The organism is Aggregicoccus sp. 17bor-14 (genome assembly GCF_009659535.1).
Classification (GTDB): Bacteria; Myxococcota; Myxococcia; order Myxococcales; family Myxococcaceae; genus Aggregicoccus.
Genome location: NZ_VJZZ01000007.1, coordinates 218,035 through 235,562, shown reverse-complemented (window position 1 = coordinate 235,562; position 17,528 = coordinate 218,035). Strand labels below are relative to the sequence as shown.

Below are 17,528 nucleotides of genomic sequence, written 5' to 3'. Positions count from 1 at the left end.
GCGGGCTCCAGCGTGTCATCCCTTCCAGAGACTTGGGAGTCGGCAGTGCTTGCGGATCAGCCGATGCAGGCGCTCGCAGGCCGCCGGGAGCTCCGCATCGGGCGCCGTGGCGATGCCCAGCAGGAGGCCCGGTGACGCCCTGCTGCCCGGGCTGAAGAAGCGCGAGAGCGGCTCCGGCGCGAGCCCGCTGCGACGCGCCTCCTGCGCGATCGCCGCATCCGGCGCGCCCTCGGGCAGCCGCAGCACGGCGGCGAGGCCTCCGACGTGGACGGAGTACCCCTTGCGCTCCAGCGCGGCCCGCAGCGCCTCGCCCCGCGCGGCGTAGACCCGCTTCATGCGCCGCAGGTGCCGCAGGTAGTGCCCCGCGCGCATGAACTCGGCGGTGGCGTGCTGCACGGCGGGGCCGGGCGCGGAGCCGAGGCACATGACGGTCTCGGTGAAGCGCGCCTCCAGCGCCTGCGGCACGACGACGAAGCCGAGCCGCAGCGCGGGGCTGATGGTCTTGCTGAACGACCCGAGGTGGAGGACGCGGCCGCGCTGATCCAGGGACGCGAGCGCCGGAGCGGCGCGCCGCTCGAGCTGCAGCTCCCCCAGGTAGTCGTCCTCGAGGATCCACGCGCCCGTGCGCTGCGCCCACTCGAGCAGCGCGACCCGCCGGCGCAGCGACAGCGTCGCACCCAGCGGCGCCTGCTGGCCCGGCGTCACCAGCGCGAGCGCCGCCCCGGGCGCGTGCAGCGTGGCGTGGGCGACGTCGAGGCCCTCCGCGTCCACCGGCACCGGCACGGGCGTCACCCGGGCCAGCTCGAGCGCCCGGCGGCTCTGGAAGAAGCCGGGGTTCTCCATCCAGCAGGTGCTGCCCTCCTGCCCCAGCACCCGCAGCGCGAGGGCGAGGCCACCGGCGAAGCCCGCCGTGACGAAGACCTGCGAGGGGCGGCAGCCGAGCCCGCGCGCGAGCGCCAGGTGCGCGGCGATCTCCCGCCGCAGCGCCGGCTCCCCGCGCGGGTCCGGGTACAGGGCGGGCGCGGCCACCTCGTCGCGCGCGGCGTGCGCGCGCAGCCGGGCGAGCAGGCGGGCTGGGAAGCCGTCCGATGCGGGGACTCCCATCTGGAAGACGGCAGGACCGGCGAGCAGGTGCTGGTACAGCGCGGGCGGCGCCTCGGCGTCCGCGGCGGGCACCGGCAGCCCCGCGCGCGCCGGGGAGTCAGCCACCCGTGTGCCCCCCGGTCGCGACGCGACGATGACCTGCTCGTCGGTCAGGCGCTCGTAGGCGGCCTTGACGGTCCCGCGGGCCACGCCCAGCTGGGCCGCGAGGGCGAGCCACGAGGGCAGCCTCGCCCCGGGCGCGAGCGCCCCGCTGCGGATCGCCGCCAGCACGCCGAGGCGGATCTGCTCCGAGAGGTGGGTCCCGGCCGAGCGATCGAGCCGGATGTCGAGCGGGGACGGCATGCCTCATGGTACAGCCAAATGAGCACTTTCTGGTTCTTTTCGATGCACCTCTCGGGGCGCACTATCGCGGCATCCACAGCGAGCCATCCCTGGCTCCGGAGGCACGAGGAACCGCCATGTCCCAACGCATCGACTACCAGAAGGTCTCCCCCGCCGGCATGAAGGCGATCGGCAGCGTCTACGGCCACGTGATGCAGTCCGGCCTCGAGGCCCAGCTCGTCGACCTGGTCTACCTGCGGGTGAGCCAGATCAACGGGTGCGCCTACTGCCTGGACCTGCACACGCGCGACCTGCTCAAGCTCGGGGTCCCCTACGAAAAGCTCGCGCTCGTCCAGGCCTGGCGCGAGGGCGGCAAGGTCTTCAGCGAGCGCGAGCGGGCAGCGCTCGCCTGGGCCGAGACGGTGACGCTGGTGGCCCAGACCGGCGTGCCCGACGCGGACTTCCGGGCCGCCTCGGCGGTCTTCGGCGAGAAGGAGCTGGTGGACCTGACCATCGCCATCGGGCTGATGAACGTCTACAACCGGCTCGCCATCGGCTTCCGCACCCCGCCCGAGGCGGCGCGCTAGCCCATGCCCTCGCTCGCCCTGCTCGACGTGACCGTCCCGGACAGCCGCCTCGCGCGCGAGGTGGCGCAGCTCGTGCGCCACACCGCGAGCGACCTGCTCTTCCACCACTCCACCCGCGTCTACTACTGGGCCGCCCTGAGCGGGAGGCGCAAGGGGCTCGCGTACGACCCGGAGCTGCTCTACGCCGCCGCGATGTTCCACGACCTCGGGCTCACGTCCCACTTCCGCCAGAGCCGGCTGCGCTTCGAGGTGGACGGGGCGAACGCGGCGCGCGACTTCCTGCGCGGCCACGGCATCGCCGAGGCGGACGTGGCGAAGGTGTGGGAGGCCATTGCCCTGCACACCACGCCAGGCATCCCCGAGCTCATGCACGCGGAGGCCGCGCTGCTGCAGCTCGGCGCGGGCATGGACGTGACGGGCCGCACCTACGAGCAGTTCACGGACGAGGAGCGCGCGGCGGTGACCGCGGCGCATCCGCGTGGGAGCGACTTCGAGCGCGAGCTCATCGACGCGTTCTACGAGGGCCTGAAGCACCGCCCCGACAGCACCTTCGGCACCTTCAACGACGACTTCCTCGCGTGCAAGGACCCCCACTTCCAGCGCGGGGACCTCTGCCACCTCATCCTCCACTCGCCGTGGACGCGTTGAGCCGGTCCACCACGGTGTCGATGACGCCGTACTGCCGCGCCTCCTCCGCGCTCAGGTAGTAGTCGCGCTCGGTGTCCTGCTCGATGCGCTCGAGCGCGTGTCCGGTGTGCCGGTGCACCAGCGCGTTCACCAGGCTCTTGAGCCGGAGGATCTCCTTCGCCTGCAGCGCGATGTCCGTGGCCTGCCCCTGCGCCCCGCCGTGCGGCTGGTGCAGCATGATGCGCGCGTGGGGCAGCGCCTGGCGCAGGCCCTTCGCCCCGGCGAGCAGCAGGATGGAGGCCATGCTCGCCGCCTGCCCCACGCAGATGGTCGCCACGGGCGGCCGCACGTGCTGCATGGTGTCGTAGATGGCGAGCCCCGCCGTCACCACGCCGCCCGGCGAGTTGATGTACAGGCTGATGGGCTTCTCCGGGTCCTCGCTCTCGAGGAAGAGCAGCTGCGCCACGATGACGTTCGCCACGTCGTCGTCGATCGCCGTGCCGAGCATGATGATGCGGTCCTTGAGCAGCCGGCTGTAGAGGTCGTAGCTGCGCTCGCCGCGGTGGGTGTTCTCGATCACATAGGGGATGTTCACGGCGGCCTCCAGACAGGGACGAGGGCACACGCCGGGCGTCCCCGCGCGCGCGGGCCGTCCGGCCTTCAGGCGATGGGAGCGGGTCAGGCCGCGCGGCGCAGGCAGCGCACGGGCGGGATGCGCGCCGGGAAGGCGAGGACGGAGAGGTCGCGGCCGCGCGGTCCCGGAGGCCCCGCGACGACCCTGCGCTCGGCGCGCCCGTGCGTGAGGACGAGGCGCGTGTCCTCCCCCTCCGGGTGCAGCTCGAGGGTCACCTCCGAGGGGGGCGCATCGCCCTCGTCCCAGGTGAAGGCGAGCACGCGGGAGGGCTCCCAGCGGGTGATCACGCCCTGTACCTCGGGGCCGTGGGGACCCTCGGGGCGCAGGGTGACGGCGCCGCCCTCGCGCGGCTCGAGCCGGGTGACGGGCAGCCACTGCGAGAGCAGCTCGGGCTGCGTGAGGTGCTCCCACACGCGCTCGGCGGGGCCGGGCAGCAGCCGCTCGAGCTCCACCGTGGCGTCTTCGACGATCTCGATCATCGGCTCCGTCCCTTCCTCGGCGCGTCCGCGTCGCGCAGCTTCCGCTCCAGCACATCCAGCCGGCCCGTCCAGAAGCCGCGGATGCGCCCCATCCAGGCGTCCAGCTCCTCGAGCCCGCGCGTGTCCAGGGTGTAGATGCGCCGCTGCCCCTCCGCGCGCACCTGCACGAGCCCCGCGTCCCGCAGCACCTTGAGGTGCTGCGATACCGCCGGGGCGCTCAGCTCGAACGCGTCCACCACCTCGCCGGCCGAGCGCTCGCCTCGCGCGAGCATCTCCACGATGGCGCGGCGGGTCGGGTCGGCGAGGGCAGTGAGGGCTTGCACGGGGACATGATTAATCCCTCGCTTAATTAAGTGCAAGCTTAAGCCTTACCCGGGCCGCGCGCCCGGGCCGGTGCGGGAGTGCGCTAGCGCTGGCAGGACACGTCCGCCGCGCAGGCGCTGAGGCTCGCGTAGCACTTGGACGACGCCGAGCAGGAGTAGGGGTAGCCCGAGCTGCAGCCCTGGGCGGTGCCGCTCGTGTTGCAGTTGTTGGCCGGGGTCTGGGTGCCACCACCCCCGCCGCCGCCGCTGCTCCCGCCCGAGCAGTAGGGGCAGGCCACGGTGGCCTCGAGCGAGTCGTACACGAGGCAGTTCTGGTCCGCCTTCGAGGAGTCGTGCTGCACGCAGCGGTAGTTCCACACGGACATGCACTGGGTGCTCACCTGCGGGTCGCCCGTGGGGCCCTGGTAGCTGGAGGTGCAGCCGTTGGCGTTGGAGCCGCCGCCGGTGGCCACGCACGCGCTCGCCGACGTCACCTGCTCGCTGAAGCCGCACGCGGAGTCGTCGAGTGAGGCGTTGCAGCTGCCGTCCGTCGGGCACCAGTAGCAGCCCTCCTCCACGTACATCGCAGCACAGCCCTCACAGGTCGACGCCTGGGGGCAGGGTCCGGCAGGACACGCGGTGAGGAGCAGGAGCAGGGCGGGGGCCAGGGCAAGGCAGAAGCGGCGCAGAATCATGGGGTTCCTTCGAGGCGCCACCCGGCGGAGTCCGGGAGGCGGAGCGAGAGCGCACCGAGCCTCGAAGTGAAAAGTTACCGTGACACAGGGTGTGCGAGTCAAATCTACCCCAACTATTCCGACATCAGCGCAATTCAGGGGTGCCCCCCACCCCCCGGGCGGAGCGCGCTCAGGGCCCTTCGTACCGGTCGTGGTGGCGCACCCACGCCATCCCTCCCGCGTCCGCGTCCTCCTGGCGGCCGAGCGGCGTGAGGTCCAGGTAGTTGTACGTGTTCATCAGCAGGTCGAGCCCGCGCGCGTAGGTCGAGTAGGTGTGGAAGACCGCATCGCCCTCGCGCAGGAACACGCTCACGCCCGGGGCCTCGGAGTGCGGGAACGAGGTCCGCGCGTAGTTGTACTCCACCTCCTTCGCCGCCAGCTCGCCGGGGCGGAAGGACACGTGGAAGTCGTAGTTGAAGTCGCTGCCCGCGGAGGAGAGCCACCGGAAGCTCCAGCCCATGCGCTGCTGGAAGGCGCGCAGCTTCGCGAGGGGCGCGCGGGAGATGGCCGCGAAGGCGGTGTCTCGCGCCGCGAGGTGGACGAGGCCGCCCGCGAAGTTGTCCGCGACGTACGAGCAGCTCCTGCAGCCCTGCTCCCAGTCGGGGCCGAACATGAAGTGGTACACGATGAGCTGGCGCCGCCCCTCGAAGAGCTCCGCGAGCGTGCGCGGCCCCTCGGGTCCATCGAAGACGTAGCGCTTGCCCACCCGCACCATCGGCAGCGCGCGGCGTGCGGCGCTCAGCGCATCGCGCTCGCGGGTGAAGGCCTTCTCCCGCGCGAGCAGGGCCTTGCGTGCCTCGAGCCACGCCTCGCGGCCCACCTCTGCCGGCCGCAACCGCTGCTCCACTTCACCCACCCTCGCCTGGACCTGGCTCATCTCGTCACTCCGTGTTCGGGACGGCGCGATTGCCGCCACGCGCAGAGCTCTAACGCTGCGGCACGAGCCCCAGGAGTAACAACCGTGACGCGAGCGGCAGGCCGGGCCGCGCGTAGCGCACCTGCTTCCCGCTTCCCGTGCGGAGCGCGGCGCCGCTCGACACCAGTGCGGCGAGCGCGCGCTGCGCGGTGCGCGGCGAGACGCCCGCGTGCTCCGCGAGCCCGCGCGCCGACCACGCCGCGCCGTTGGCGAGCAGCAGCGAGAGCCTCGCGGCCTCACCGTCCGAGAGCGGCAGGAGCAGCGCCACCTCGCGCGCCGCGGTGAGCGCGTAGCCCTCCCGCGTCGCCACCGGCTCCACGCCGAGCGAGGCCAGGGCCTTGCGCAGCCGGCCCACCTCCACGCGCAGCCGCGCGCGGTACGAGTCGTTGACGAGGCGGGTGTCGAAGGCCTGCGCGGCGAGGAGGTCGCGCGCGACGGGCGCCGGCCAGGCGCGCGCCAGGAGGCCCAGCAGCGAGAACAGGATGGGCCTGCGCGCGAGCGAGCACGACGCGGGGCCCGCGACGACGAGGCGCCGGCAGGCGTCGACGAGGACGAGGTCTCCTCCCGCTGCCGCCTCGACGGCGAAGAGGTCCACCTCGCGCAGCGCGCCCGCCCGCAGCAGCCGCGCCACGGGACGCGAGAGCTCCTGCTGGAGCGCGGCGAGCTCGCGCTCGAGGAGCGGATTCGGAGCCTCCTGGAGCCTGCGGCGGGCCGAGAGGAGCGCGTCGCGCGCCTCGCTCGGGGCGATGGCGCGCAGGGCGAGCTCCGCCCGGGCGAGCAGCGCGACCGCCTGCAGGTCCGCCGTGGGCGCGGCCTCGAGCACCTCCTGGACCGTGCGGCGCGCCTCGTCGAGCCGGCCGAGCAGCACCTCGGCGCGCGCGAGCACGAGCCGCTGCATGGCCGCGTTGCGGGCATCGCCGAGCGCCGCCAGCGCGTCGGCCGAGGCACGTGCTTCGCGCGCAGCGGTGGCTGCATCGCCCTCGCCCAGCGCGACCTCCACCCGCGCCGCGCGCGCCCGGGCGCGAAGGAGCGGCTCTCCCGTGAGTGCCAGCGCCCGCTCGAGCGAGCGCCTCGCCAGCTCCAGGTCTCCGAGCTGCGCGTAGGCGATGCCCCGCAGCGTGAGCCCGAGCGCATCCTCGCTGCGCCCCACGAGCCCCAGCGCCCTCAGCGGCTCGCCGCGCGAGAGCGCGCGTCCGGCCTCGACGAGCGCTGTGGGAAGGAGGAGCACGGCGGGAGGATCGGCCGGCGCGGCCCGCTTGTCACCTGGCCGGCGCCGGGCTGCGGCTTGCGCGCCACGAATGTTACGCGCCAGCGCGGGCCTCGCGCGCGTACACGTCTTCCACCACCCTCCGGGAGAGACCATGTGCCCTGCCTGCTGGACGTCCCTTGCCCTCACCGCCGCTTCGACGACGGGCGCCGGTGCAGCCGTGGTAGCACTCGCGCTGCGGGTGAAGCGCTGGTCGACGAAGCGCCCCGGGCCCGCTGCCCAGACGGAGTCCCATGAGCAAGCCTGACGCGAGTGCCGAGGTCGTCCGTGAGTACATCCCGCTCGACGACGGGCGGATCCACGGCGTCACCTTCGATGGGAGGCTCGTCTGGTTCGCGCGCAACGACGAGCTGGTCGCGTTCGATCCCGAGTCGGAGCAGGTGGTGCGGCGCTTCGCCGTGCCCGGAGCCAACGCCGGCACCGCGTTCGACGGAGAGCACCTCTACCAGCTCGCGCGCGGAGAGATCCTCGTGCTCCAGCCCTCGGACGGCCGCGTCGTCCGGAGGCTGCCTGCTCCCGGGCAGGGACAGGACACCGGGATGGCGTGGGCGGACGGCTACCTCTGGGTAGGCCAGTACGCGAGCGCGAGGATCCACAAGGTGGACGCGCGGACCGGCGCGGTGGTGAAGACGCTCGCGTCGGACCGCTTCGTCACCGGGGTGTCCTGCGTGGACGGTGCGCTCTGGCACGCCGTGAGCGAGAGCGGCAAGCCGTGCGAGCTGCGCCGCCTCGCCCCCGATGGAACGGTGCAGGAGGCGTGGTCGCTCCCGGTGGAGTTCGTGGCCGGCGTGGAGGGCAACGGCGCCGGGGGCTTCTGGTGCGCCGGAGAGCGCGGCACGCTGCGGCTGGTGCGGAAGGCCTCCGCTCGCCGCGGCAGCGCGCCGGGTTGAAGGCCGCGCGCGCGCCTCAGGGCCGCGACGCGCGCACGTCCAGCAGCACCGGGAGGCCGCGGTGCTTGCGCAGCTTCGCGCAGCGCGCCTCGGCCTCCTGCGTCGCGTACCACTCGCACACGGCGCCCAGCTCGAGCCCGGCCTCGTCGAACGCTGCGACGTACGCCTCCGCCGCGTGGGGGTAGCTCGCGAGGCGGTACTCGCGCCCCTCGTGCCAGAAGTGCGCCTGCGTGCCCCGCTCCACCAGGCGCGGGTGGATCTCCAGGCAGCGCACGCTGCCCCCGGGGGCGAGCAGCCGCTGCACCTCGCGAAAGAGCGGCCCGAGCTCCGCGACGTGCTCCAGCACGAGGCAGAGCAGCACCTCGTCCGCGCTCCCGTCCGGCAAGGGCACCGGGCTCGAGAGCTCCGCCTGCAGCCAGCGCACGCGGGGCCCGGTGAGGCGCTCCTGCGCGCGCGCGAGCATCCCGGGGGAGCCATCCACGCCGACGTAGGCCGACGCGCCGAGCGACAGGATGCGGCGCGCATTGCGTCCCGTGCCGCAGCCGAGCTCCACCACGCGCCGGCCCTCCACGCGCAGCGGAGCCGCGTCGAGCGCGTGCTCCGTCATCGCGATGAGCGGGTTGTCGAAGCCGTCGTAGGCCTGCGCCCACACGTCGTAGGCGCCGAGGGTCTCGGCGGGAGGAACGGGAATGCGGGGGTCGTGCATGGCAGGGCTCGCAGCGGCCAGCTCACCTGGGCCGAGAAGGAGCAAGTAACGTCCGCCAGACGTGGGCCCTGGCGATAGCGCCTCCAGACGGCGCGCGCAAGCTCCCTACCGCTGCCAGAGCCCGTGCTGCACGCCGCCCTGGATCACGATCGCGAAGGTCCCGCGCTGTCCCTGCTTCGTCGGCCCGTAGGCGACGAGCGCTCCGGCGGCCTCCGCCTCCTTCGCAGCCTTCTCGATGTCGGCGACCTCGAGGTAGGTGCGCAGGATGGGCGCCTCGTGCGCGGCGAGCGGCTTGCGGATGCCGACCAGGGAGCCGTCCGCGCGCGTCGCCACGCGGGCCTGCCCGAGCTCCGGGTCTGGCGGGCCGAAGCTCAGGCCGTGCACGCGCGCGTAGAGCGCGCACGTGGCGTCCACGTCGGGGGTGACGATCTCCAGGTAGTGGACTCCCATGCTCGACCTCTCCTCCGTGTGGGTCACCGACTCCGAACGCTGAACGGGGCGGCACCCGAAGGAGCTCGACGCCACCACCGCTAGCAAGGCCGCACTCGCCATCCGTCTCGTGAACACCATGGGCGCCGGAGGGTAGCCCATCCGGCGCTCGAAGCGGAGCGCGCTTCTCCACGGGGAGGGCGCTCACTACAGTCCCCTGCATGATCGCCTTTCTCGGAATGGGACTGCTCGGCTCGAACTTCACCCGCGCGCTGCGCCTCAAGGGGCACGAGCTCAACGTCTGGAACCGCTCGCCCGAAAAGGCGCAGGCGGTGGCGGCGGAGACGGGGGCGAGGGCCTTCACGGACCCCGCGGAGGCCGTGCGCGGCGCGGAGCGCGTGCACCTCACGCTCTCCGACGATGCAGCCGTCGACGACGTGCTCGAGCGCGCACGCCCGGGCCTCGCGACCGGCGTGGTCCTGGTGGACCACACCACCACCACGGCGTCCGGGGCGAAGGAGCGCATCGCGCGCTGGAAGGAGCGCGGGGTGGACTTCGTGCACGCCCCCGTCTTCATGGGGCCGCAGAACGCGCGCGAGTCCACCGGTACCATGCTCGTCTCGGGAGACGAGGCCCCGCTCGCGCGCGTGCGGCCCGCCCTGGAGGCGATGACCGGCAAGCTCGTGCATCTGGGCCCGCGCCCGGAGGCGGCGGCGTCGATGAAGCTCATCGGCAACATGTTCCTCATGTTCCTCACCTCGGGCTTCGCGGACATGCTCTCGCTCGCGAAGGCACTGGAGGTGGCGCCCGCGGACGCCGCGAAGCTCTTCGAGTACTTCAACCCGGGCGCGACGCTCGGCGCGCGCATGGCGCGGATGCTGAGCGGCAGCTACTCGGACCCCTCGTGGGAGCTCGCCATGGCCCGCAAGGACGCACGCCTCATGCAGGAGGAGGCGGCGCGCGCCGGCGTCCCGCTCGCCGTGCTCCCGGCCATCGCGAGCCGCATGGACGAGGTCATCGCCGAGGGCCACGCGCACGCCGACTGGACGGTGCTCGGCAAGGACCCGCTCGGGAAGTAGCGCGCCGGCACCGTCACAGGATTTCTCGCACCACGACCGGCTCCTCGTCGAAGCGCTCGGGGCGCAGGGCGCGCAGCACCGCGGGGTCGATGCTCGTCGCCCGCCCCTCGACCATCAGCTCCGCGAGCAGGCGCCCCAGCGCGGGGCTGTGCATGACGCCGTGCCCCGAGCTGCCGTTGGCGAGCCAGAGGTTCGTGAGCCCGGGGGCGCGCCCGAGGATGGAGAGCTTGTCGGGCGAGAGCTCATAGAGCCCCGCCCAGCAGCGCGCGGGGTCCACCGGCACGCCCGCGAGCGCAGGCACCCGCTCCCCCGCCTTGCGCGCGGCCTCGGCCACCCAGGCGGGCTCCACTGCGCAGCTCCAGGGGTCCACCGGGTCTCCGGCGGTGGGCCAGGCGTAGAGCGCGCGGCCCTCGCGCGCGCGCAGGTGGAAGCCGTCGTCGGCGACGATGGTCATCGGCACGTCCGGCGGCAGCGCGTCCGTGGGCACCGTCATCGCGACCTGACGGCGCAGCGGCGCCACGGGCACCGCGGTGCCCGCGAGCGCACCCAGCGCGCCGGCCCAGGCGCCCGCGGCATTCACCACGGCGCCGCAGGCCACCGTCTCGCCGGCGCGCGTGCGCAGCGCCGTGAGGCGCTCGCCCGAGCGCTCGACCGCGACCACCTCCGCGCCGTACGTGAAGACCGCGCCCTGGCGCCGCGCCGCCTCGGTGAAGCCGCGCAGCACCTCGAGCGGCCGGACGTAGCCGTCCGTGGGGCACCAGGCGGCGGCGAGCACGTCGTCGGTGACGACGCCGGGGTTCACGGCGCGGATGCCCTCGCGGTCCAGCTCCACCGCCTCGGTGAGCCCCGCCGCCCTCTGCACGCGCTGCGCGGCGCGCAGGGTCTCGAGCACCGGCGCCGAGCGCGCGAGCCACAGGTAGCCCACTGGCTCGTAGCCGGGGTCCACGCCGGTGCGCTCGCGGAAGCTGCGCAGCGTCTCGCGCGCGAGCAGCGAGAGCCGCACGTTCACCTCGGTGGCGAACTGCGCGCGAAAGCCCCCGGTGGCGCGGCCCGTGCTCCCCTCCCCCGGCACCGCCCCGCGCTCGAGCACGCGCACGCGCACGCCGCGCTCGGCCAGGTGGAGGGCCACGCTCGCGCCGACGACGCCGCCGCCCACCACCACGACCTCGGGCGCGCTCACGCGCGGTCCGCCTTCGCCTGCACCCAGTCGAGGAAGATCTCCTCCTCGCGGCGGAAGGCCTTGAACTCGAGCGCGTTGCCCGCGGGGTCGCGGAAGAACATCGTCATCTGCTCGCCGGGCTTGCCCGCATAGCGCAGGCGCGGCGCGATGATGAAGGCGGTGCCTGCGGCGCTCAGCCGGTCGGCGAGGCGCGCGAACTCGTCCCAGCCGATCACGGCGCCGAAGTGCGGCATCGGCACGAGCACGTCGTCCACCTTGCCGGTGTCTCGCGTGACGGGCATCGCGCCCGTGAGGTGGCAGGAGATCTGGTTGCCGAAGAAGTCGAAGTCCACCCAGGTGCCGGTGCTGCGCCCCTCCGGGCAGCCGAGCAGCGTGCCGTAGAAGCGCCGCGCCTCGTCCAGGTCGCGCACGTAGAAGGAGTAGTGGAACGGGCGGGCGGCGGGCGGGGTCGTCATGCGCAGAGGATACTGCCTCCGCAGGCGGCCGCAGGGCCATGGCCCCGGGCCCTGCCGCCCCAGCGCCATCGAAGTGTCAGCCCCAGAGCCCCAGCGGCGCGGCGGGGGTGAAGCCCGGGAAGACGCGCGCCAGGTCCACCCCCGGCCGGCTCGCGGCCAGCGCCTCGCCCAGCACGGTGCGGTGGTCGGTCCACGCGGGCACGTCGCGCCCGTCCTGCAGGCGCGCCTCCTCCAGCGGCTCGAAGCGCCCGTGCACGCGGCCCCCGCGCACCCCGCCGCCCAGCGCGAGCATCGCGCTGCCAAAGCCGTGGTCCGTCCCGTGGCTGCCGTTCTCGCGCACCGTGCGGCCGAACTCCGTGAGCACCACCACCACCACGCGCTCCAGCAGCGGGCCCAGGTCCTGCGCGAACGCGGCCAGCGCTCCCGCGAGCTCCTCGCAGCGCCGTGCGAAGGCCCCCTGCGCGCCGCCCTGCTGCACGTGCGTGTCCCAGCCCGTCATCTCGGTGGCCGCCACCTCCAGCCCCACGTCCGCGCGCAGCAGCCGCGCCACGTCCTGCAGCCTGCGGCCCAGCGCGCTGCGCGGGTACTCGGCCCCGTGCTCCGGCGGACGCTCTGCGAACGCGCTCGCGCCCAGCGACTGCAGTGCGCGCGCGGCGTCCGCCCCGGTGCTGCGCAGCGCGGCGTCCACCGCCCCCGCGTAGAGCGCGGCAAAGCCCGCTCCGGCCTGCTCCGAGCGTGCCCCGGCCCGGACCCGGAAGCCCTCGAGGTCCGCCAGCGCGAGCGCGTCCACCTCCCCCAGCAGCGCGCGCGGCAGCGTGGGCTGCAGGGCCACCGCGCGCAGGGGGCTCCCGCCGGGGGCCGGCGCGAGCGCGAGCGCGCGGTTCATCCAGCCATCCGGCGTCGCCTTGCGCCCCGGCGTGCCGGACTCCACGAAGTCCTGCGCGTCGAAGTGCGAGCGCACCGGCACCGGGAGACCCACGCCGTGCACCAGCGCGAGCCTCCCCTCGCCCCACAGCGGCATCAGCGGCGCGAGCCCGGGGTGCAGGCCGAAGACGCCGTCGAGCCGCAGCGCCGCGCCCTCGCCGCGCTCGGGCAGCGCGAGCGAGGGCCGCGCCCGGTGGTACGCCGCATCCCCCACCGGAGGCACCAGCGACAGCCCATCCGCCCCGCCGCGCAGGAACACGGTGACGAGCGCGCGCCGCGCGGGGCCCGCCTGGGCGAGCGCACGCTGCAGGAAGGAAGGCAGCAGCGCGCCGCCCGCACCGGCGAGGGCGAGCGTGCGCAGGAGGTCTCGGCGCGACAGGGGCATGGCAGGCTCCGGAGGCAGTGGGGGGAAGGGGCTCGCGCGTCAGCGCTTCTGGAACTCCGGCGAGCCCAGCAGCAGGCCTGCCACCAGCGGCGCCGGCGGCGGAGGGCCGAGGGCGTCCCCCGTCGCGGCGGTGGGCGCCTGCAGCGCGGCGAGCAGCGTGTCGCGCGTGGCGGACGAGAGCGGCCGGTGCAGCAGCGCGAGCGCGAGCGCGTCCGGGTCCGTCGCGGGTGGCGGCCCGCCCTCGGGAAGGTGCACGCCGGGCAGCCGCCCGCTCGCCAGCGCGAGGCCGAAGTTGACCCGCGCCACGAGCGACCCCGAGCTCACCCAGGCCTGCGCGCGGTCCGCGAAGCCCGTGGGCGCGGGGGCGCGGTAGAGGGGCTGGCCCATGCGCGCCAGCGCCGCGAGCAGTGGGCGCGCGCTCTCCACGCGGGCGTCGGTGGCGCGCAGCGCCGAGGCGACGAACTCCAGCGGCGTCTTCGTCTTCGCGCCCCGCGCCTCCGGAGCCCAGAACTCGGGCGCGTGGAACAGCGCGCGGTACACGCTCGGGAGGTCTCCGCCCGTGTCCAGGAACACGCGGGCCACGCGCTCCACCAGCGCCTCGGGCGGCGCGTCCGAGACGAAGCGGCGCGCGAGCTTCAGCGCCACGAGGTGCGCGGTGGCGGGCTGGCGCGCGAGCAGGTCCAGCACCGCCTCGCCATCGCGCGCTCCGCCGGCGTCGATCTCGTGGCCCAGCACCCGCTTGGCGCCCGGGTCGTGCGCGGCGGCGCGGAAGACGAACGCGGGCTCGCGCCGCGGCGCGCGCAGGCTCCACCCGGTGAAGCAGCGCGCCACCTCGCGCACGTCCTGCTGCGTGTAGCCGCCGTCCACGCCCAGCGTGTGCAGCTCCAGCAGCTCGCGCGCGTAGTTCTCGTTCAGCCCGGTGGGCGCCCGAGCGCCCCCGCGCGCGAAGCCCTCGCGCGTGCTCTGCCAGTTGTCCAGGTAGAAGAGCATCGCGGGGTGGTGCGCCACCGCGCCCAGCAGGTCGCGGAACTTGCCGTAGACGTGGGGACGGATCGCGTCGCGCTCGTAGGACGTCACCAGCCAGCGCACGGCCCCCTTGTCCGCCGAGACGTTGAAGTGGTTGAACCAGAAGTCGACCAGCACCTCCTCCAGCGGCCGCTCGCTCTCTACCGCGCGCACCAGCTTCGCCGTCGCGAGCTCCTCCACGATGCGCCGGGGCCGCTCCTCCCACGGCAGCCGCGCGCGCCCGCCCTCTTCCCCGTCGCGCTCCGCGGCGGCCCCGCGGGGCGGAAAGGACTCGAGCAGCTGCTGCGGGGACTGCGCGAGCGTGGGAAAGGCCGCGAGCCGCGCGGCGAGCGCCGGCGGCGGGGCCCCACCGGGGCGCAGCTGCCCGTCCACCCAGGCGTCCACGCCCACCCGGCGCACCGCTTCCAGGTCCCGTGCCGAGGGACCGTAGGCCAGCCGCTCCAGCGCGTGCAGCGCGCGCTCCGCATCGAAGGGTGGGGGTGGGGCGGCGGGCGGCAGGGGCCGGGAGGCGGCGCAGGCCGTCACGCCGAGCAGGGCCAGCAGGGGCAGGGAGCGCATACGCAGACCTGAACCCGCGCCCGGTCGGAAAGTAGCGCGGGGGGCCTCGCCATGGCCGGGCGAGCCAGCGCACGCGCCCGTGCGGGAGGGCGTCTGCTCGCAGGCCGACATGCTCGCGCGCCTGCAGGGCGTCCCGAACGCCCTGCGCCTAGACTTCGGCGCCCCACCCCACTCCGCCCGATGAGCCACCCCGCGCAGCCCCCCGCACGGCCCCCGCTGCTCGTCACGCTCGGCCTGGAGCCGGCCGCGTTCGCGCAGCTCGACTCCTTGCGCCGGCGCTACTTCCCTCCCGGGCGAAACTTCATCCCCGCGCACCTCTCGCTCTTCCACCACCTGCCCGGCGCCGAGCAGCCCGCCGTGGAGCGCGCGCTCGCGCAGGCCGCCGAGCGCCACGGGCCCGTGGCGCTGCACTTCACGCGGCTCGTGCCGCTGGGCCGCGGCATGGCGGCGCGGGCCGAGGAGGCGCCGGCGCTGCGCGCACTCCATGCCGAGCTCGCCCGCGCCTTCGCGCCCTGGCTCACGCCCCAGGACCGCCAGCCGCTCACGCCCCACGTGACGCTGATGAACAAGGCCACCCCCGAGGAGGCGCGCGCCGCGCTCGCGGAGCTGGGGCGCAGCTGGGCCCCGCTCGCCACCCGGGGTGAGGCGCTGCTGCTGTGGCGCTACCTCGGCGGGCCGTGGGAGCCGCTCGGCCGCTTCCCGCTCCGGGCGGGGTGAGCCCCGGCGGCCGCCGCCTCCGCGCGGTGCGGACCCCGGCACGCCTCGCCGCTCATCCCCGGGGACGATGCACAGCAGGGCTGCGCCTCTTACCTTGGGGCCGCAATGCTTCGCGGCTCGGGAGCGCTCGGATGAGCGTCATCGCCACCTTCCTTCGCAGCCACCACGAGGCAACCCTCGGCTGCCTGCGCGTGCAGCTGCGGCGCTCGCTGCCACAGGCCGTAGGACTGCGGGACGATGCGTTGCTCGGCAACCTCCCCGCGCTGCTCGCGTCCTTCCCCGCGACGCTCGAGCAGCCGCTCTCCTTTGCCGCCCTGGACGTGCTCGCGCGCGCTCAGCCCGAGGCCGAGGAACACGCCCGCCAGCGCCAGGCGCAGGGCTTCTCGGCGCACGCCCTCACGCTCGAGTGGATGCTGGTGCGCGACTGCGTGCTGGACGAGATGGAGCACGCAGGGCTGCAGCCGCCGCTCGACGAGCTGCGCAGCTTTGCCGCCGTCACGGCCGCCGCCAATGCCATCGCGACGCACCGGGTGGTGGAGTCCGACCGCCAGGTGCTGCAGACCCGCTCCGAGCAGCTGCGCCTGCTCGTCGAGGGGGTGCGTGACTATGCACTCATCATGCTGGACCCCGAGGGGCGCATCCTGAGCTGGAACGCGGGCGCCGAGCGCATCTACGGCTACCGGGCAGAGGAGGCGCTGGGCCGCAGCCACGCCCTTCTCTACGGCCCGCAGGACGCAGCCGACGGACGGCCACGGCTCGCGCTGGAGCGGGCCTGCCGCGAGGGCCGCTTCGAGTGCGAGGAGGAGCGCGTGCGCAAGGATGGCAGCCGCCTCTGGTCGCACGTCATCCTCACCGCGCTGCGCGATGCGCACGGCAGGCTGAGCGGCTACGCCAAGGTGACGCACGACATCTCGGAGCAGCACCGCGCCCAGCAGATGCAGGCCTTCTCCGTGCGGGCCGCGCGCGAGCTCGCCAAGTCGCTGGACCTGGACGTGACCCTGCGGGCGCTGGCGCAGCTGGCCGTGGAGCTGCTGGCGGACTTCTGCCTCCTGGACCTCCTGCGTGAGGACGGTCAGCTGCAGCGGGTGCAGGTGGCGTCGCGCGCGCCCCAGCTCGCGCCGCTGATGGAGCGGCTGCGCGGCTTCGCGCCCGTGCCCGGCTCCGACAGCCCCGGGGCGCAGGTGCTGCGCGACGGGCGCTCGCGGCTCGTCCCACAGAACGGCGCACGCGATCTGGACCGCATCGCGCGCAACGCGGAGCACCGTGAGCTGCTCGAGATCCTCGGCCCCACGTCCAACATCTTCGCGCCTCTCACGGCCCACGGCCGCGTGCTCGGCGTGATCAGCGTCGCCCGTGCCGGCGCCTCGCGCCCATTCACGCCCGAGGACGTGGAGGTGGTGGAGAGCGTCGCGAGCCAGGCGGCCATGTCCATCTACAACGCGCAGCTCTACCGCGACGCGCGCGAGGCCGTGCGGATGCGCGAGGACGTGCTCGCGGTGGTGAGCCACGACCTGAAGAGTCCGCTGGGCGTGGTGGCGATGCGTGCCGAGCAGCTTCAGCGCGGCGCCGGCGCGGACGAGGCGGGCCGGCGCACCGCTCGCAACGCGACCATCATCCTGCGCTCCGCCGAGCGGATGAAGCGGCTCATCCGCGACCTCCTGGACTTCGCCCGGATGAGCGCCGGCACGCTCACCCTGAAGCGCTCCCCCGAGGAGGCGGACGCGCTGCTCACCGCCGTGCGCGAGGAGATGGAGCCGCTGGTGAGCGACAAGGGGCAACACCTGGAGCTGGAGCTGGCGGGCACGGGGGCCCGGGTGCTCGCCGACCACGAGCGCCTGCTCCAGGTGTTCAGCAACCTGGTGGGCAACGCCGTGAAGTTCTCGCCCGCGGGGAGCGCCATCACGCTGCGGGCCGACGCGGAGCGCGCGGACGTGGTCACCTTCGAGGTGCGCGACCGCGGGCCCGGCATCTCGGCCGAGCTGCTGCCGCACGTCTTCGAGCGCTTCGTGCAGGCGCGCGAGACGGCCGCGCTGGGCACCGGGCTCGGGCTCACCATCGCGCGTGGCATCGTCGAGGGCCACGGCGGACACATCTGGGCGGAGAGCCCCGGCGGCGGCGGCGCGCGCTTCCTCTTCACCCTCCCCCGCGAGCAGCGCGCCCCGCTCGAGGCCCAGCTGCACTGAAGGCCACTCGCGTCAGCTCTGCAGC

Annotated in this window: 19 protein-coding genes; 6 read left to right on the top strand and 13 right to left on the bottom strand. The window is 74.5% G+C overall.

Going from position 1 to position 17,528, the window contains the following annotated elements; genetic code table 11:
* Nucleotides 1-15: 15 nt before the first annotated feature.
* The gene (locus FGE12_RS15515) at nt 16-1,446 is read right to left on the bottom strand and encodes a PLP-dependent aminotransferase family protein (protein ID WP_153867243.1); all 1,431 of its coding nucleotides are present in this window, start codon (nt 1,444-1,446) and stop codon (nt 16-18) included.
* Nucleotides 1,447-1,562: 116 nt separating this feature from the next.
* Between FGE12_RS15515 and FGE12_RS15510 the strand changes: the two genes are divergently transcribed.
* Nucleotides 1,563-2,012 (top strand): carboxymuconolactone decarboxylase family protein, encoded by a 450-nt coding sequence (locus tag FGE12_RS15510; RefSeq protein WP_153867242.1) that lies wholly within the window; start codon nt 1,563-1,565, stop codon nt 2,010-2,012.
* 3 nt (nt 2,013-2,015) lie between these two features.
* Nucleotides 2,016-2,660, top strand: a complete 645-nt coding sequence (locus tag FGE12_RS15505) for an HD domain-containing protein (protein WP_153867241.1) — start codon at nt 2,016-2,018, stop codon at nt 2,658-2,660.
* On the opposite strand, the gene clpP is transcribed toward FGE12_RS15505, so the two are convergent.
* The 6 genes from clpP to FGE12_RS15475 form a co-directional block, all read right to left on the bottom strand.
* A complete protein-coding gene (gene clpP / locus FGE12_RS15500; RefSeq protein ID WP_194797910.1) occupies nt 2,632-3,234 on the bottom strand; it encodes an ATP-dependent Clp endopeptidase proteolytic subunit ClpP in 603 nt (200 codons plus the stop codon). The two genes, FGE12_RS15505 and clpP, sit on opposite strands and share 29 nt — an antisense overlap.
* An 83-nt stretch (nt 3,235-3,317) precedes the next feature.
* On the bottom strand, nt 3,318-3,752 hold the full coding sequence (locus FGE12_RS15495; protein ID WP_153867240.1) for an SRPBCC domain-containing protein: 435 nt from the start codon (nt 3,750-3,752) through the stop codon (nt 3,318-3,320).
* Nucleotides 3,749-4,075 carry a metalloregulator ArsR/SmtB family transcription factor gene (locus tag FGE12_RS15490; protein WP_194797909.1) on the bottom strand — a complete coding sequence of 109 codons (327 nt, stop codon included), beginning with the start codon at nt 4,073-4,075 and terminating at the stop codon, nt 3,749-3,751. The genes FGE12_RS15495 and FGE12_RS15490 overlap by 4 nt, the downstream gene beginning before the upstream one ends.
* Before the next feature lie 83 nt (nt 4,076-4,158).
* A complete protein-coding gene (locus FGE12_RS15485; protein WP_153867238.1) occupies nt 4,159-4,638 on the bottom strand; it encodes a hypothetical protein in 480 nt (159 codons plus the stop codon).
* A gap of 280 nt (nt 4,639-4,918) precedes the next feature.
* Nucleotides 4,919-5,665, bottom strand: a complete 747-nt coding sequence (locus tag FGE12_RS15480) for a DUF899 domain-containing protein (RefSeq protein WP_153867237.1) — start codon at nt 5,663-5,665, stop codon at nt 4,919-4,921.
* Between the two features lie 49 nt (nt 5,666-5,714).
* Nucleotides 5,715-6,932, bottom strand: a complete 1,218-nt coding sequence (locus tag FGE12_RS15475) for a helix-turn-helix domain-containing protein (protein ID WP_153867236.1) — start codon at nt 6,930-6,932, stop codon at nt 5,715-5,717.
* Nucleotides 6,933-7,204: 272 nt separating this feature from the next.
* Here FGE12_RS15475 and FGE12_RS15470 point away from each other — a divergent pair, with 272 nt between their 5' ends.
* The gene (locus FGE12_RS15470; RefSeq protein WP_153867235.1) at nt 7,205-7,861 is read left to right on the top strand and encodes a PQQ-binding-like beta-propeller repeat protein; all 657 of its coding nucleotides are present in this window, start codon (nt 7,205-7,207) and stop codon (nt 7,859-7,861) included.
* Nucleotides 7,862-7,877: 16 nt separating this feature from the next.
* Here the strand turns inward: FGE12_RS15470 and FGE12_RS15465 are convergent, their stop codons facing one another.
* Together FGE12_RS15465 and FGE12_RS15460 are read right to left on the bottom strand one after the other, a co-directional pair.
* Complete coding sequence (locus FGE12_RS15465) at nt 7,878-8,567, bottom strand: class I SAM-dependent methyltransferase (protein ID WP_153867234.1); 690 nt, start codon at nt 8,565-8,567, stop codon at nt 7,878-7,880.
* A gap of 105 nt (nt 8,568-8,672) precedes the next feature.
* On the bottom strand, nt 8,673-9,017 hold the full coding sequence (locus FGE12_RS15460; RefSeq protein WP_153867233.1) for a VOC family protein: 345 nt from the start codon (nt 9,015-9,017) through the stop codon (nt 8,673-8,675).
* A 200-nt stretch (nt 9,018-9,217) separates the two neighbouring features.
* Between FGE12_RS15460 and FGE12_RS15455 the strand changes: the two genes are divergently transcribed.
* Nucleotides 9,218-10,075 (top strand): NAD(P)-dependent oxidoreductase, encoded by an 858-nt coding sequence (locus tag FGE12_RS15455; protein WP_153867232.1) that lies wholly within the window; start codon nt 9,218-9,220, stop codon nt 10,073-10,075.
* A 13-nt stretch (nt 10,076-10,088) separates the two neighbouring features.
* Here the strand turns inward: FGE12_RS15455 and FGE12_RS15450 are convergent, their stop codons facing one another.
* The 4 genes from FGE12_RS15450 to FGE12_RS15435 all read right to left on the bottom strand — a co-directional run bounded on the left by FGE12_RS15450 (nt 10,089) and on the right by FGE12_RS15435 (nt 14,603).
* Nucleotides 10,089-11,255, bottom strand: a complete 1,167-nt coding sequence (locus tag FGE12_RS15450) for an FAD-dependent oxidoreductase (RefSeq protein ID WP_194797908.1) — start codon at nt 11,253-11,255, stop codon at nt 10,089-10,091.
* The gene (locus tag FGE12_RS15445; RefSeq protein WP_153867231.1) at nt 11,252-11,710 is read right to left on the bottom strand and encodes a VOC family protein; all 459 of its coding nucleotides are present in this window, start codon (nt 11,708-11,710) and stop codon (nt 11,252-11,254) included. The genes FGE12_RS15450 and FGE12_RS15445 overlap by 4 nt, the downstream gene beginning before the upstream one ends.
* Nucleotides 11,711-11,786: 76 nt before the next feature.
* Nucleotides 11,787-13,019: a DUF1501 domain-containing protein gene (locus FGE12_RS15440; RefSeq protein ID WP_153867230.1), complete on the bottom strand. Its 1,233-nt coding sequence runs from the start codon at nt 13,017-13,019 to the stop codon at nt 11,787-11,789.
* Between the two features lie 39 nt (nt 13,020-13,058).
* On the bottom strand, nt 13,059-14,603 hold the full coding sequence (locus FGE12_RS15435; protein ID WP_228530812.1) for a DUF1800 family protein: 1,545 nt from the start codon (nt 14,601-14,603) through the stop codon (nt 13,059-13,061).
* Between the two features lie 180 nt (nt 14,604-14,783).
* Between FGE12_RS15435 and FGE12_RS15430 the strand changes: the two genes are divergently transcribed.
* Complete coding sequence (locus FGE12_RS15430; protein WP_153867228.1) at nt 14,784-15,320, top strand: 2'-5' RNA ligase family protein; 537 nt, start codon at nt 14,784-14,786, stop codon at nt 15,318-15,320.
* A 131-nt stretch (nt 15,321-15,451) separates the two neighbouring features.
* Complete coding sequence (locus tag FGE12_RS15425; RefSeq protein WP_153867227.1) at nt 15,452-17,503, top strand: ATP-binding protein; 2,052 nt, start codon at nt 15,452-15,454, stop codon at nt 17,501-17,503.
* The last annotated feature ends 25 nt before the right edge of the window (nt 17,504-17,528 follow it).